General features: G+C 67.9%; 12 protein-coding genes and 1 tRNA gene. 7 read left to right on the forward strand and 6 right to left on the reverse strand.

Annotated features, from left to right (window positions below; all coding sequences use genetic code 11):
- The first annotated feature begins 101 nt into the window (after positions 1 to 101).
- The 4 genes from ESP51_RS14350 to ESP51_RS14365 all read left to right on the forward strand — a co-directional run bounded on the left by ESP51_RS14350 (position 102) and on the right by ESP51_RS14365 (position 4,097).
- Positions 102 to 2,777 carry an AMP-binding protein gene (locus ESP51_RS14350; RefSeq protein WP_129521582.1) on the forward strand — a complete coding sequence of 892 codons (2,676 nt, stop codon included), beginning with the start codon at positions 102 to 104 and terminating at the stop codon, positions 2,775 to 2,777.
- Positions 2,778 to 2,854: 77 nt separating this feature from the next.
- Entirely contained in the window at positions 2,855 to 3,391 is a 537-nt protein-coding gene (locus ESP51_RS14355; RefSeq protein ID WP_129521583.1) for a TetR/AcrR family transcriptional regulator, read from the forward strand.
- Positions 3,388 to 3,774, forward strand: coding sequence for a DMT family transporter (locus ESP51_RS14360; protein WP_129521584.1), 387 nt, complete (start codon positions 3,388 to 3,390; stop codon positions 3,772 to 3,774). The genes ESP51_RS14355 and ESP51_RS14360 overlap by 4 nt, the downstream gene beginning before the upstream one ends.
- Entirely contained in the window at positions 3,771 to 4,097 is a 327-nt protein-coding gene (locus ESP51_RS14365) for a DMT family transporter (RefSeq protein ID WP_129521585.1), read from the forward strand. The genes ESP51_RS14360 and ESP51_RS14365 overlap by 4 nt, the downstream gene beginning before the upstream one ends.
- A gap of 43 nt (positions 4,098 to 4,140) precedes the next feature.
- On the opposite strand, the gene ESP51_RS14370 is transcribed toward ESP51_RS14365, so the two are convergent.
- Positions 4,141 to 4,821 carry a DUF1345 domain-containing protein gene (locus ESP51_RS14370; RefSeq protein ID WP_164990528.1) on the reverse strand — a complete coding sequence of 227 codons (681 nt, stop codon included), beginning with the start codon at positions 4,819 to 4,821 and terminating at the stop codon, positions 4,141 to 4,143.
- A gap of 233 nt (positions 4,822 to 5,054) precedes the next feature.
- Between ESP51_RS14370 and ESP51_RS21100 the strand changes: the two genes are divergently transcribed.
- On the forward strand, positions 5,055 to 7,016 hold the full coding sequence (locus ESP51_RS21100; RefSeq protein WP_241843184.1) for a cell wall-binding repeat-containing protein: 1,962 nt from the start codon (positions 5,055 to 5,057) through the stop codon (positions 7,014 to 7,016).
- Between the two features lie 71 nt (positions 7,017 to 7,087).
- Here the strand turns inward: ESP51_RS21100 and ESP51_RS14390 are convergent.
- A tRNA-Ser gene (locus tag ESP51_RS14390) sits at positions 7,088 to 7,177 on the reverse strand.
- A 162-nt stretch (positions 7,178 to 7,339) separates the two neighbouring features.
- Between ESP51_RS14390 and ESP51_RS14395 the strand changes: the two genes are divergently transcribed.
- Together ESP51_RS14395 and radA are read left to right on the forward strand one after the other, a co-directional pair.
- Positions 7,340 to 8,173, forward strand: coding sequence for an SGNH/GDSL hydrolase family protein (locus ESP51_RS14395; RefSeq protein ID WP_241843185.1), 834 nt, complete (start codon positions 7,340 to 7,342; stop codon positions 8,171 to 8,173).
- A gap of 9 nt (positions 8,174 to 8,182) precedes the next feature.
- Positions 8,183 to 9,550: a DNA repair protein RadA gene (gene radA, locus ESP51_RS14400; protein WP_129521587.1), complete on the forward strand. Its 1,368-nt coding sequence runs from the start codon at positions 8,183 to 8,185 to the stop codon at positions 9,548 to 9,550.
- Positions 9,551 to 9,613: 63 nt separating this feature from the next.
- Here the strand turns inward: radA and ESP51_RS14405 are convergent, their stop codons facing one another.
- The 4 genes from ESP51_RS14405 to ESP51_RS14420 all read right to left on the reverse strand — a co-directional run bounded on the left by ESP51_RS14405 (position 9,614) and on the right by ESP51_RS14420 (position 14,202).
- A complete protein-coding gene (locus tag ESP51_RS14405) occupies positions 9,614 to 10,024 on the reverse strand; it encodes a dehydrogenase (RefSeq protein ID WP_129521588.1) in 411 nt (136 codons plus the stop codon).
- 250 nt (positions 10,025 to 10,274) lie between these two features.
- Positions 10,275 to 10,916, reverse strand: coding sequence for a hypothetical protein (locus tag ESP51_RS14410; RefSeq protein ID WP_129521589.1), 642 nt, complete (start codon positions 10,914 to 10,916; stop codon positions 10,275 to 10,277).
- Between the two features lie 63 nt (positions 10,917 to 10,979).
- Positions 10,980 to 11,483 (reverse strand): amino-acid N-acetyltransferase, encoded by a 504-nt coding sequence (locus tag ESP51_RS14415; protein ID WP_129521590.1) that lies wholly within the window; start codon positions 11,481 to 11,483, stop codon positions 10,980 to 10,982.
- Positions 11,484 to 11,673: 190 nt separating this feature from the next.
- Positions 11,674 to 14,202, reverse strand: a complete 2,529-nt coding sequence (locus ESP51_RS14420; protein ID WP_129521591.1) for an ATP-dependent Clp protease ATP-binding subunit — start codon at positions 14,200 to 14,202, stop codon at positions 11,674 to 11,676.
- Between the last annotated feature and the right edge of the window lie 26 nt (positions 14,203 to 14,228).

Consider the following 14,228-nt stretch of genomic DNA (forward strand, 5'->3'; position numbering starts at 1 on the left):
CTAGGCTCACCTGGTTGCATCACCCGCCCCCAGAGTGATCGGAGACACTCCAGCATGCCCATGCTCGTGCGCTTCGACCACCTCGCCGGCGGGAGTGAGTGATGGCTGAGACGACCGCCACCCTCCGACTTCCGACGCGCATCTTGCCCGACGTCGGGCTCGACCTCCTCGCGGTCGGTGCCGACGACGACCTCGCGATCACCACGGCAGAGCGCACGATGACGCGAGGTGAGCTGCGAGACCGGGTCGACGACGCCCGACGCTCGCTCGGAGACATCCGCAGGCTCGTCTTCGTCTCGTGCACGAACTCCGTCGACTCGCTCGTGGCCTACCTCGCAGCCGTCGCCGGCGGGCACCCGGTGCTGCTCCTCGACGGCTCGGGCAGCGACCAGGCCGAAGCACATCGCCGAAACCTCGTCGACCGCTTCGACCCCGACGTGATCGTCGACGGCAGCGGCGATGGCGACGGCAACGACGGCTTGCGGTTCGAGGAGCGCCGGCCCGGCACGCGGCACGCACTGCACCCCGAGTTCGCGATGCTCACGAGCACCTCGGGATCCACCGGGTCGCCGAAGCTCGTGCGGCTCTCCCGCTGCAATCTCGAGAGCAATGCCGCGAGCATCGCCGAGTACCTCGGACTCCGTTCCGACGACCGCGCGGCCACCACCCTCCCGATGCACTACTGCTACGGGCTGTCGGTGATCAACAGCCACCTGCTCACAGGAGCGAGCGTGCACCTCACCGCGCGATCGGTGGTCGACCCGCTGTTCTGGAGCGAGTTCGACCGCGTCGGCGCGACCTCGTTCGCGGGCGTGCCGTACACCTTCGAGCTCCTCGAGGGCGCCGGGTTCGCCGATCGTGTGCCGGCAACGCTTCGGCACGTCACGCAAGCGGGCGGGCGGCTTCCCGCCGACGCCGTGAGGCACTACGCCGGGCTCGGGCGCGACCACGACTTCCGCTTCTTCGTGATGTACGGCCAGACCGAGGCAACCGCCCGGATGGCCTACCTGCCGCCCGAACTGGCCGAGGCGCGCGCGGGCACCATCGGTGTTCCGATCCCCGGCGGCAGCTTCCGCATCGACGGCGACGACGAGGGCGAACTCGTCTATTCGGGCCCGAACGTCATGATGGGCTACGCCGAGGACGCCGGCGACTTCGCGCTCGGCCAGGTGCTGACGGAACTGCGCACGGGAGACATCGCCCGCCAGCACGACGACGGCCTCTACGAGATCGTCGGCCGGTCGAGCCGCTTCGTGAAGACGTTCGGGCTGCGCATGTCCCTCGACCGGGTCGAGGAGCTGCTGCTCGAAGCGGGCATCGATGCCCGTGCCGTCGCGTGCGACGAGCGGCTGGCGGTGTTCGTCCGCGCCGAGCGATTCGTCCCCGCCGCACGGGATGTCATCGCCCAGCGGCTCGGGCTGCCGGCGCACGCGTTCGCGGTGCACGCCGTGGATCGTTTCCCGCGCACCGCGTCGGGAAAGCCCGATGACGCGACCCTCATCGCGCACGCTCGCCGCCTCGAGCACGCGGAGCCGGATGACGCGACAGCGCCGGCATCGGAGCGGATCCGCGAGCTCTACGCCGAACTCCTCGGGCGGCCGGATGCCACTGCGGATGACTCGTTCGTCTCGCTCGACGGCGACTCGCTGAGCTACGTCGAGGTCTCGGTGCGGCTCGGGCGGATGCTCGGCACGCTGCCGCGGGACTGGCCCGAACGCCGCATCCGCGAACTGGCTGCGGTCGTTGCTCCTGAGCCGAGCACCACGACTGCCGAGACGGCGGAGCCGGCCGGCACGAACACGAAGACCCCGCGCCGCCGACGCCGACCGCGCACCACCTCAATGGAGACCTCCGTGCTCCTGCGGGCTGCGGCGATCGTGCTCATCGTCGCGACGCACACCGACCTCATCGACGTGAAGGGCGGCGCGCACCTGCTGCTCGCGGTCGCGGGCTACAACCTCGTGAGGTTCCGAGTCACCGGGGCATCCGGCGCCGCCCGCGTGACCGGGTTGCTGCGGGCGGCCGCCTGGATCGCGGTGCCAGCCGTGATCTGGATCGGCGGGGTCGCCCTGACGACCGGCTTCTACGATCCGTCGACGGCGGCGCTCCTGAACGGCGTGCTCGGCCAGCAGTCGGTGTGGTCCGAACAATGGCAGTTCTGGTTCCTCGAGGCGATCATCTGGACGCTCGTCGGCGTCGCGGCGCTGCTCGCGATCCCGTGGGTCGACCGGTTCGAGCGGCGGCATCCGTTCGGCCTCGCGTTCATCCTGCTCGCGGCGGCGTTCGCCGCGAGGATGCTGGTTATCGGCGGCATCGAGGCGGAGCGCGTGGAGCGGTACGCGGTGCTCAGCGTCGTGGCCTTCGTCGTGCTCGGCTGGCTCATCGCACGCGCCGACACCCTCACCCGCCGCCTCATCGCGAGCGCGGCCGTGCTCGTCGTCGCGCCCGGGTTCTTCGGCGAGCCGCTGCGCGAGGCCATCGTCGTCGCGGGCTGCCTGCTGCTGTGCTGGATGCCGGTACTGCGCGTCCCGCGCGTGCTCGTGCCGGCCGTCGTCGTGCTCGCCGCGTCGTCGATGTACGTCTACCTCACGCACTGGCAGGTGTACCCACCGATCGAGGAGGTCTCCCCCGCGCTCGCGACGCTCGCCTCGTTCGCGGTCGGCATCGTGGTGTGGTGGCTCGCGCGCGCGGCAGGGCAGGGTATTGCGCGTATCACGCGGGCGATGCCGACACCGTCGAGGTCGAAGGCGAAAGGCCTCCTGGCTTCCGCTCGTTGAACGGGTCACGCCGCGCCGCGCAGGGGCCAGTGAGCTACGAGCCTCAAACTTTACCGTACGTATGGTATAGTTTGAACATGAGACATAGCTCCCGCTCCGACATCCTCGATGCTGCTCTTCGGGTCGTCGACGCCGTCGGCGGCGCTGACATCACGTACGACTCAGTGGCCCGCGAAGCCGGTCTTACCAAGGCCGGCCTGATGTACCACTTCGCCACGAAGGACGCCATGATGATCGCCCTCATCGAGCACGTCATCGCGCGCTGGCAGGCCGAATTGCGCGACGTCCTCGGGGTGCCGCTCGAGGAATCGAGCCTCCCTGATCGGGTACGGGCATTCGTGCGCTTCGCTGGCGAGGGCGGCGCGACCCAGGGAGAGTTCGTCGTCTTCAGTGAAGCCGTCCGTCGTCCTGAACTCTCCGCCCCCTGGCTCGAGTACGTCCGCACCTGGTTCGGTTTCGGCACGGGCGCTGAGAACACTCCGTTGCTGCTGGTCTGGCTTGCAGCGAATGGCCTCTGGATCTCGGAGGCGACCGGCGTCCTGAGTGTGACGGCGGAGCAGCGGACAGCGTTGCTCGGCCAGTTGACGGACCTCGTTGCGGGAGCACGCTCGTGAAGAAGTGGCTCATCCTCAGCGCCGCGATCGCCCTCGAGGTCACCGCAACGCTCTCGTTGCGCGCGGCGATCGACTCCCCATGGTGGGCGATTCTCGCGGTCGCGGGCTACGCCGGGGCGTTCGTGGCGCTGTCCGTGCTGCTCCGCCTCGGAGCGCCCATCGGTACCGTCTACGGCATCTGGGCCGCTACCGGTGTCGCCCTCACCGCAGTGATCGCCTCCGTCGTCTTCGGCGAACCGTTCACGTTCACGATCGGCCTCGGCATTGCGATCGTGATCGTCGGCGTCGTCCTCGTCGAGACCGGCCAAGCCCGACCACCCTCGCCCGCACCGGCGCCCGCGGTGGCGCCCGAAACGGACGACGCCATGGAGGTGTCGCGATGACCTGGTTCCTCCTCGCCGGGGCCATCCTCACCGAGGTGGCCGCAACGCTGTCACTCCGCGCATCCGAGGGATTCCGGAATAAGCGGTGGATCGCACCGGTCGCCGTGTTCTATGCGGCTGCGTTCACACTACTCACGGTCGCGCTCGCGAACGGAATGCCCGTTGGCATCGCCTACGGCATCTGGGCCGCGAGCGGGGTCGCCCTCACCGCGATCGGAGCGCGCGTCTTCTTCGGCGAGCGGCTCACCTGGCGCATGGCCGTCGGCATCGTCTTCATCGCCCTGGGCGTGTTCGTGATCGAACTCGGCTCCCAGTCTCACTGATGCATCCCCGGCGCGGCGCCGCCGGCGATGTGGAAACCTGCGGTCAGCCGCGGATGAGCTGCTGGAGGATCTGGAACGCGACAGCGACGACGAGTGCGTTGTAGAGGAAGCTGATGATGCTGTGCATCATCACGATCCAGCGGGACCGAGAGGTGTCGACGCGGGCATCGGATGTCGCGAAGGCCGTGCCGATGGTGAACGAGAAGTAGAGGAAGTCGGCGAAGAACGGCACGGGGCGCTTGGGGAACATGATGTTCGGACCATCGGGGTCTGAGGCGAAGCTCGATTCGTAGATCTGTGCGAATCCGACGTGCAGGAGCAGCCAGGAGAGGATGATGCCCACCGAACCCGCGACCGCGATCAGGATCGTGCTCGGGTCGTCACCGCTGCCGTAACCCGAGAGGATGAGCACGGCCGAGTTGATGCCCGCGACACTCGAGCCGAGCGGGAGGACCCACGAGAGGGTGTCGAGTGCACCGATGCGCTCAGTGACGAACGTGGATGATTCTCGGAGCGACGTCCATCGCGCGACCGCGAAGATGCCGATCAGGTACACGGCGGCGAACGCCTCCCAGGCGAAGAGGAGTGGCGTACCGGCGGTCAGCACGTAGGCCGCGGAACTCACGAGGAGGAGCACCTCGACCCCGGTCACCACGTAGCCGAGTGCCCCATTTCGTTCCCGACCCTCGGCGACCCGCTTCTGACGACTGTTCCGCACTGCCACGGCACTCACCCTTGCATATCTCGCACGCGCGTTCGTGAAGTCGTGGGCGCCTTTGCCCAAATGAAGATCGCCCTGTTTTGGGGGTCTCCCTTTCCTCATCGGGCGCACCGCACGATCGTGCTTCGGCCTACGATCATGGCACCCGCATTCTTCGGGCACCGGCATTCTTCGAACGGACCCGCATGCGCGCTGCAATTGCTGCTGCCACTATCCCTGCCGTGATCTTGGCGGGGATGCTCATTCCGGCGCCAGCGGCTGCCATTGAGCCCAATCAGCAGGTCGCGGCATCAGAGCTGCTCGCAGACCTCGCAACGGCCATTCCTATCGTGAGCGGTTATAACAGGGATCTGTTCGAACATTGGATCGACGCGGACGGCGACGGGTGCGACTCCAGGCAAGAGGTACTGATTCAGGAGTCGCGGGTCGAAGTGGTGTTCGGCGCTGGATGCACGATCGTCAGCGGCGACTGGCTTTCCTGGTACGACGGCGCGAGCTGGACGGACCCCAGCGATGTGGACATCGACCACCTGGTCGCACTGAGCGAGGCCTGGGCGTCCGGTGCGAACGCTTGGACGCCAGAGCAGCGTCGCAGCTTCGCCAACGACCTTGACTACGACATCTCACTTGAGGCTGTCACCGATAACGTCAACTCATCCAAGAGCGACCGGGACCCCGCTGCCTGGCTGCCACCGCTGCCGGAAGTGCGTTGCCGATACGCGACGAACTGGGTGATGGCCAAGCACCGCTGGAACCTTGCGGTCGACGCTGAGGAACGAGCGGCGCTGAGCAGCATCCTGACTGGCCCGTGCGGAAGCGCTGTGGTCACGACTCCGGCCAAGGGCGGCACGGCAAGCGTCGGCCGATCCACAACCCGGATTTCTGGAACTGACCGATATGACATGGCCGTGAACGTCGCGAAGCAATACGCGCCCAATGTTCCGGTCGTCTACATTGCGAAGGGCACGGATTTCCCCGACGCCTTGAGCGCTGCTCCTGCTGCCGCTGCGCAAGGTGGCCCGGTGCTACTCACGCCCCCCGATGCGCTGCCCGCCGTCGTGGGCGGAGAACTGGCACGGCTTCAGCCTCAGAGGATCGTCGTCGTCGGTGGGCGCGCGTCGATCACGGACGCGGTGTTCGCAGAGCTCCAGACATACAGTGGAGATGTGGTGCGGCTCGATGGCATCGACCGCTATGCGGCATCTCGCGCGGTCGTCAACTACGCGTTCGGCGCGAGCGGCGCATCACGTGTGTACCTCACCACTGGGGCGAAGTTCCCGGATGCGCTTTCGGCGAGTCCCGCGGCGGCAACGCGCGACGGTGCCGTGCTCCTCGTCAACGGCGCCGCGCCGACACTCGACGTACCAACGACGGCGCTGATTCAGGGCCTGCACCCTCACGACGCCGTGATTGCCGGTGGGCCCGCATCCGTCTCTGTGGGGATCGAGTCGTCGTTGACGAATCTCGGACTGCCCGGGGGTTCCTTCCGACTCGCCGGCACGGACCGCTACGACGCAGCCCGGAACATCAACAATGAGACGTTCGCCGACGCTGACATCGTGTTCCTGGCCACGGGTCTGAACTTCCCCGACGCCCTCGCTGGTGCTGCTCTCGCAGGCAGGCTCTCGTCGCCCCTGTACATCGTCCCAGGCAACTGTGTGCCTCAGCCGATCCTGGGCGACATCAACGCGATGGCACCATCCCAGATCGTCCTGCTCGGTGGACCGAACTCGATCGCGCCGGCCGTGGAGTCGCTCACGCCGTGCGATATCACGCCGACAGCCAGCGTCCAGCACAGTTGTGGTTCCGGACTGAGCGTGTCGATGAGCAATCCGAATTCGTATGCGATCACGGTGGAGCTGCGCTTCAACGGATCGGCACAAACGAGCTTCACGGTTCAGCCGAACTCGAGCTACACCAACAGCGGGTGGAGCCTCGCCGAAGATGCAACGACGACCGTATCGCTGGCCCTCCATGGGAATGTCTTCTATTCAACCGGGATCGCGGTGAACTGCCATTCGACTCCACCGCCCGGCCCGCCGGCGAACCCTGGCAACACGATGAACTGCAGCGACTTCGCGACCTGGTCCGCAGCCCAAAACTGGTTCAACTACTATTACCCGCACTACGGCGACGTGGCCCTGCTCGACGCTGACAACGACCTGATCGCGTGCGAATCTCTTCCCGGAGCGCCATAAACGCCATAAAGCAGAGGCCAACGAAAACGCCCCGAATCCCTTGCAATTGCTGGGATTCGGGGCGATTCACGTGGCGGTACCGGTGGGATTTGAACCCACGGTGGGCTTTCACCCACACAACTTTTCGAGAGTTGCACCTTCGGCCGCTCGGACACGGTACCGAGGACGATCTTAGACGACCGGGGCGCATGGGCCAAAACGAGCGGATGCCGCGAGGCGGGCGCCGCGGCATCCGTCGACGCCCTTCGACCTTCCACAGCAAATGCAGCGCACGTTCAGGCCGCATGCAGCCGGTTCGGAGCGGGCCGACCTACATTAGGCGCATGACCGCCGTTCGCCGACCCGATCGATCGCGCCCCCGCGCGATGCGGTCGAGGCTGCGCAACGGCCTCTGGCTCGCAGCCATCAACGTGCTCGGCGCCCTCGGTTGGGGCCCGTTCCGCTCGCGAGTTCGCGAGAACGCCGCGGTCCTCAGCGACCTGCTGCCCGTGCACTCGAAGTGGTGGCGCGACCAAGCCAAGGCAGAGGGCGAGCTGCTCTACGTCGCGCTCGGCGACAGCGCCGCGCAGGGCATCGGTGCCACGAGCCCCGACCGCAGTTACGTGGGTGTGCTCGCCGGTGACATCCGCAAGGCCACCGGCCGCAGCCTTCGCGTCATCAACCTCAGCGTCTCGGGTGCCACGACGGCCCTCGCCGTGGAAGACCAACTTCCGCGCTTCCGGGCGCTCGAAGTCGCGCCCGACATCGTCACCGTCGCGATCGGCGCCAACGACATCGCCGGATGGGACCCCGAGGCATTCCGCCGCAACCTCCGCACGATCTTCGCCGCCCTGCCGTCGCACGCGATCGTCGCCGACGTGCCCTGCTTCCACCTGCGGCACAACGAGCGCAAGGTGGCGGTGGCGAATCGGATGCTGCGCGACGTCGCTCGCGAGTACGGGCTCACGCTCGCGCCGCTGCACGAGACCACGAGGCGGCAGGGGATCGTCGGCATCCTCACGCAGTTCGCGCAGGACATGTTCCACCCGAACGACCACGGCTACGAGGTCTGGGCCGAGGCGTTCCGCCCTGCGCTCCTCGCATCGGTCGCTCGGCGGATCGGGGCGGCTGACGCGTGGCCGGCGCGCGAGCCGGCCGGTGTCGGAGGCGCGCGCTAGGCTCGCGCCATGGCCCGCCCCACCTCCACGTTCCGTTGCACTGAGTGCGGGTGGAGCACCATCAAATGGGCGGGTCGATGTGCCGAGTGCCAGCAGTGGGGCAGCGTCGTCGACGTGGCCGAACAGACCGGCATCGTTCGCGCAGTGCAAGCGGTGCAGTTGAGCGAAGCTCGCACCGCGCGGCCCATCGGCGAGGTCAACACCGAAGAAGACGCGGCACACCGCCCCACGGGCATCGGCGAGTTCGACCGGGTGCTCGGCGGCGGCATCGTCGCAGGCGCCGCGATCCTGCTCTCCGGCGAGCCGGGCGTGGGCAAGTCGACGCTCCTGCTCGAGGTCGCGGCCCGGGTCGCGGCCACCGGTCGCCGGGTGCTCTACGTGAGCGCTGAGGAGTCCGTGGCCCAGGTGCGCCTTCGCGCCGGCCGCACGGGCGCCCTTCACGACGAGCTCTACCTCGCCGCCGAGACCGATCTCGCCACCATCCTCGGCCAGGTCGACGCGGTCTCCCCCGCGCTCCTCATCGTCGACTCGGTGCAGACCGTGTCGAGCTCGCTCTCCGACGGCCTGCCAGGGCAGCCGAGCCAGGTGCGCGAGGTCGCGTCAACGCTCATCCGCGTCGCGAAAGACCGGCAGCTCCCGGTACTGCTCGTCGGCCACGTCACGAAAGACGGCTCGATCGCCGGCCCCCGCCTGCTCGAACACCTCGTCGACGTCGTCTGCCAGTTCGAGGGCGACCGCCAGACCGCGCTGCGCTTCGTTCGCGCGCTCAAGAACCGCTTCGGCCCCACCGATGAGGTCGGATGCTTCGAGATGACCGGCGAGGGCATCGCCGAGGTGCCCGACCCGTCGGGCCTGTTCCTCTCGAGCGGCCGCAGCGCCGTGAGCGGCACGTGCGTCACCGTCGCCCTCGAGGGTCGACGCGCCCTGCCCGTCGAGGTGCAGGCGCTCGTCGTCGCCACCAAGGCGCCGCAACCGCGCCGGGTCGTCAACGGCGTCGACACCTCACGCGTGGCCATGATCATCGCGGTGCTCGAGCGACGCGCGGGGTTCAAGCAGCTCGGCGAGCACGACATCTACGTCTCCACGGTGGGCGGTGTGCGCCTCATCGAGCCCGGGGCCGACCTCGCCATCGCCGTCGCGATCGCCTCGGCCATGCGCGATCGCGCGGTGCCGCACGAGCTCGCCGCGTTCGGCGAGATCAGCCTCGCGGGCGAGGTGCGCCCGGTCACGTCGGCCCGACAGCGTGGCGCCGAGGCGCGCCGGCTCGGCTACACGACGATCCTCGACGTCGAGGCCGGCAGCGTTCGCAGTGCGGTCGAGCACGCGATGATGGCATCCACGAGCGCACGCGAGCGCGAACTCGACGTCGCGTTCTGAGCCGACCGTCCACTGCGCTCGCCGCGACTGAGTTGGGCTGCTGTTGCGGCCGGTAGCCGCGCCCTACGCCTCGAGCGCCCGCAAGAGCTCCGACGGCGGAGCCTGCATCGGATGCGGCCCGGCGATGTCGAGGAACACCGTCGTGATCGTCGACTCGTAGCGCTTCAGGAACGACTTCAGCCACGCGGGACTCTGCAGCCCCACGGCGGGCGGCAGGTTCTCAGGCTTGTTCACCGCATCGCTGAAGAGCAGCAGCGCCACGTCGCCCGTGCTCGGGTCGCGGTACATCCACACCTCGCCGCCGTCGAGCGGCTTGTCGCGCGGCCCGGGCTTCACGAGCGGCACGACGGTGTTGCCGTGGCGCAACGCGAGCGCCACCGCCGCGATGTCCTGCCGCTCGAGCGCCTCCGCGAGCGCCTGCGAGCGGAACTCCAACGGCTCCGCCGCGGGCTTCTTTCGTGCCTTGCCTGCCATACCTCAAGGCTATCGAGCGGATGGCGCGGGCATGCTCGCGTTCGAGGGCCGCGAGAGTGCGGCGCGATTCAGCCGCACTCTCGCAGCGAGAGCGGCAGACCTGCGCTGAATAGCGGTCAGCGCCGAACTGCACCCTGAGAGACCCAATTTCCCCCAGTTCCCCCCGCTATTTCGTTGATACTCCAACCTGCCACCGTTTGGGAATCCCCTTTCCGGGTGACACGGCAGCGAAGCGCGCCGGCGTCGGGAGTCAGTAGAGCAGGAACTGCTTCGTCTCGTCAGCAGCGAAGCCGGCGACCGAGACCCCGAGGTGATACGACGCGCCGCCAGCCGGAACCGATTCACGTGGGCCATCGCACGTTTCGGTGCTCGACCGAGTGCGGTCCCAGATGATCGGCACGCTCGAGCTGATGGGGGTGCCGGGCTGGAGCGAGACCTCAGCGTCGATCGCGTCGACCTGACAGTCGGTGGAGGTCCAGTAGACCTCTTCGCCGCTCTTGATCGTGAACACCTGCACCTTGGTGCCGACGTTCAGCATGCACACGTTCGAGCCGGTGTTCGTGATCGTGACCGAGAGCTGCGGTTGCTCACCGGCCTGGTACTCGAGCTTGTCGGTCGTGGCCTCGACGAGCACGTTCTTCTCGGCGCACGGGTCGCCGTCGGCCGCGGTGGGCTCGGTCGGGATGGTCGACGCGTCGGCCGGCGCCGTCGTCGGTGGCGTCGAGGCATCCGTTCCGGGCCCAGTGCCCTCGCCGCCCTGGCTCTCGCCGGGTCTCACGATGATGAGCACGACCGCGACGATCACGGCGATGAGGCCGAGCAGCACCACGAGCCGGCGTCGACGGTACACCTGCGGCGATTGACGCCCGGCTGGTGTTGGGTTCGTCGACATGCACACAGGGTACGACCGGGATGCTGCCGGGGGCGGCATCCGCTCGGCGTGCCGGGCGAGCGCTCAGAGAAGCTTCAGCATCCGCGTGTTGCCGAGGGTGTTCTGCTTGACGCGCGCCAGGTCGAGGAACTCGGCCACGCCCTCGTCGTGCGAGCGCACGAGCTCGCCGTAGACCTCGGGGTCGACGGTCTCGGAGCCCATGTCCTCGAAGCCGTGGCGATTGAAGAAGCCCACCTCGAACGTCAGGCAGAACAGGCGGGTGAGGCCGAGCTCGCGGGCATCGGCTTCGAGCGCGTCGAGGAGCGCGTGGCCGACCCCGTGGCCGAGCCACTCGTCGTCGACGGCAAGCGTGCGCACCTCGCCGAGGTCCTCCCACATGACGTGCAACGCGCCCGCGCCGATGAGGCGGCCGTCGGATGCCTCCGCGACGCGGAACTCCTGCACCGAGCCGTAGAGGTCGACCCGCTCCTTGCCGAGCAGGATGCGTCGCTGCACGAGCGGCTCCACGAGGGCCACGATCTTGGGCACGTCGCTCGTGCGCGCGCGGCGCACCGTGAAGTCGGTCATCCGATCATGCTATCCGCGCGCCCGGGCTTGCTCGACAGGGCGCGCGTGTGCGCAACTCCGGGTTGCACGGCGCTGTCATGGCGCGTCGTGCGCTCCGCTTCGGCGTGTCGCTCGCGGCATCCGGAGTTGTGCGCGCTGTAGACGGCGAAGAGCGGATGCCGCGAGGCATCCGCTCTTCGAATCTTGCGCCCTAGTCGCCCGACGCGGCCGCCAGGTCGGGGCTGACCGGACCGGTGCCGATCGCGGCGCTCGTGTTCACACCGAGGCCGACGGGCAGCGCACGCTGGGTCGTGGTGAAGATGAACTCGCCGTCTTTGAAGTCGACGTACACGTGGTCGCCCGAGTTGAGCTCGCCGTGCAGGATCCTCTCGGACAGGCGGTCTTCGACCTCGTGCTGCACCGCGCGGCGCAACGGTCGAGCGCCGAGCGCCGGGTCGAACCCGACCTCGATGAGCCGCTCCTTGGCCGACTGCGAGAGCTCGACGGTCATGTCGCGGTCGAGCATGCGCTCGCTCAGCCGCTTGATGAAGAGGTCGACGATCTGCAGCAGTTCGGGCTTCGAGAGCTGCGGGAACACGATGATCTCGTCGACACGGTTCAGGAACTCGGGCTTGAAGTGCTTCTTCAGCTCCTCGTTCACCTTGCCGCGCATGAGGTCGTAGCCCGTGCGGGGGTCGCCCTCGATCTGGAAGCCGACGGGGCCGCCCGAGATGTCCTTCGTGCCGAGGTTGGTGGTCATGATGATGACCGTGTTCTTGAAGTCGACGACGCGACCCTGACCGTCGGTCAACCGGCCCTCTTCGAGGATCTGGAGGAGCGAGTTGAAGATGTCGGGGTGCGCCTTCTCGATCTCGTCGAACAGCACGACGCTGAACGGCTTGCGGCGAACCTTCTCGGTGAGCTGGCCGCCCTCTTCGAAGCCGACGAACCCGGGAGGGGCGCCGAAGAGGCGAGAGACGGTGTGCTTCTCGCCGTACTCCGACATGTCGAGCGAGATCATCGCCGCCTCGTCGTCGAAGAGGAACTCCGCGAGCGCCTTGGCGAGCTCCGTCTTGCCGACGCCCGTGGGGCCGGCGAAGATGAACGAGCCCGAGGGGCGCTTCGGGTCTTTCAGGCCGGCGCGTGTGCGGCGGATCGTCTTGGCGAGGGCCGAGATGGCCTCCTCCTGGCCGATGACGCGCTCGTGCAGGGCCTTCTCCATGAAGACGAGTCGCGAGGACTCCTCTTCGGTGAGCTTGAAGACGGGGATGCCGGTGGCCTGTGCGAGCACCTCGGCGATCAGGCCCTCGTCGACGACGGCGGTCGTCTTGACGTCGCCCGACTTCCACTGCTTCTCGAGGCGCAGGCGCTCACCGAGCAGCTGCTTCTCCTCGTCGCGGAGGGAAGCGGCCTTCTCGAAGTCCTGCTCCTCGATCGCGGTCTCCTTCGCGGCGCGCACGACGGCGATCTTCTCGTCGAACTCGCGCAGCTCGGGCGGGCTCGAGAGGATCGAGAGGCGCAGGCGTGCGCCGGCCTCGTCGATCAGGTCGATCGCCTTGTCGGGGAGGAACCGATCGGAGACGTAGCGGTCGGCGAGGTTCGCCGCGGCGACGAGGGCACCGTCGGTGATCGAGACCTTGTGGTGCGCCTCGTAGCGGTCGCGCAGCCCCTTGAGGATGTTGATCGTGTGAGGCAGGCTCGGCTCGGCGACCTGGATCGGCTGGAAGCGGCGCTCGAGCGCGGCATCCTTCTCGAAGTGCTTGCGGTACTCGTCGAGCGTGGTCGCACCGATCGTCTGCAGCTCACCACGGGCGAGGAGCGGCTTCAGGATGGATGCCGCGTCGATGGCGCCCTCGGCGGCCCCAGCGCCCACGAGGGTGTGGATCTCGTCGATGAAGACGATGATGTCGCCGCGCGTGCGGATCTCTTTCGTGACCTTCTTCAGGCGCTCCTCGAAGTCACCGCGGTAGCGGCTGCCGGCGATGAGCGAACCGAGGTCGAGCGAGTAGAGCTGCTTGTCCTTCAGCGTCTCGGGGACCTCGTTCTTCACGATCGCCTGCGCGAGGCCCTCGACGACGGCGGTCTTGCCGACGCCGGGCTCGCCGATCAGCACGGGGTTGTTCTTGGAGCGGCGCGAGAGGATCTGCATGACCCGCTCGATCTCCTTCTCGCGGCCGATCACGGGGTCGAGCTTCGACTCGCGTGCAGCTTGCGTGAGATTGCGGCCGAACTGGTCGAGGATCTGAGAGCCACCCTGCGGGGTGACCTGCTCGTTGGCGCCCACCTGGACCTGCTCCTTGCCTTGGTAGCCGGAGAGCAACTGGATGACCTGCTGGCGCACGCGGTTGAGGTCGGCGCCGAGCTTCACGAGCACCTGGGCTGCGACGCCCTCGCCCTCGCGGATGAGACCGAGCAGGATGTGCTCGGTGCCGATGTAGTTGTGGCCGAGCTGGAGCGCTTCGCGGAGCGAGAGCTCGAGCACCTTCTTGGCGCGCGGAGTGAACGGGATGTGCCCCGTCGGCTGCTGCTGACCCTGCCCGATGATGTCTTGCACCTGCTCGCGCACGGCATCGAGCGAGATGCCGAGCGACTCGAGCGCTTTGGCGGCCACGCCCTCACCCTCGTGGATGAGGCCGAGCAGGATGTGCTCGGTGCCGATGTAGTTGTGGTTCAGCATCTTGGCCTCTTCTTGGGCCAACACGACGACACGACGGGCACGGTCGGTGAATCTCTCGAACATCCTCAACTCCTTACGGCGCCGGCTGG

It is taken from the genome of Agromyces albus, assembly GCF_004134825.1.
GTDB classification, from domain to species: Bacteria; Actinomycetota; Actinomycetes; order Actinomycetales; family Microbacteriaceae; genus Agromyces; species Agromyces albus.

What these genes read in the sequence shown, in the direction of transcription:
- ESP51_RS21100 (WP_241843184.1), top strand. Translation starts at nt 5,055, where the DNA reads ATGCTCATTCCGGCGCCAGCGGCTGCCATTGAGCCCAATCAGCAGGTC.
- ESP51_RS14365 (WP_129521585.1), top strand. Translation starts at nt 3,771, where the DNA reads ATGACCTGGTTCCTCCTCGCCGGGGCCATCCTCACCGAGGTGGCCGCA.
- ESP51_RS14350 (WP_129521582.1), top strand. Translation starts at nt 102, where the DNA reads ATGGCTGAGACGACCGCCACCCTCCGACTTCCGACGCGCATCTTGCCC.
- ESP51_RS14355 (WP_129521583.1), top strand. Translation starts at nt 2,855, where the DNA reads ATGAGACATAGCTCCCGCTCCGACATCCTCGATGCTGCTCTTCGGGTC.
- ESP51_RS14405 (WP_129521588.1), bottom strand. Translation starts at nt 10,024, where the DNA reads ATGGCAGGCAAGGCACGAAAGAAGCCCGCGGCGGAGCCGTTGGAGTTC.
- ESP51_RS14420 (WP_129521591.1), bottom strand. Translation starts at nt 14,202, where the DNA reads ATGTTCGAGAGATTCACCGACCGTGCCCGTCGTGTCGTCGTGTTGGCC.
- ESP51_RS14395 (WP_241843185.1), top strand. Translation starts at nt 7,340, where the DNA reads ATGACCGCCGTTCGCCGACCCGATCGATCGCGCCCCCGCGCGATGCGG.
- ESP51_RS14410 (WP_129521589.1), bottom strand. Translation starts at nt 10,916, where the DNA reads ATGTCGACGAACCCAACACCAGCCGGGCGTCAATCGCCGCAGGTGTAC.
- radA (WP_129521587.1), top strand. Translation starts at nt 8,183, where the DNA reads ATGGCCCGCCCCACCTCCACGTTCCGTTGCACTGAGTGCGGGTGGAGC.
- ESP51_RS14415 (WP_129521590.1), bottom strand. Translation starts at nt 11,483, where the DNA reads ATGACCGACTTCACGGTGCGCCGCGCGCGCACGAGCGACGTGCCCAAG.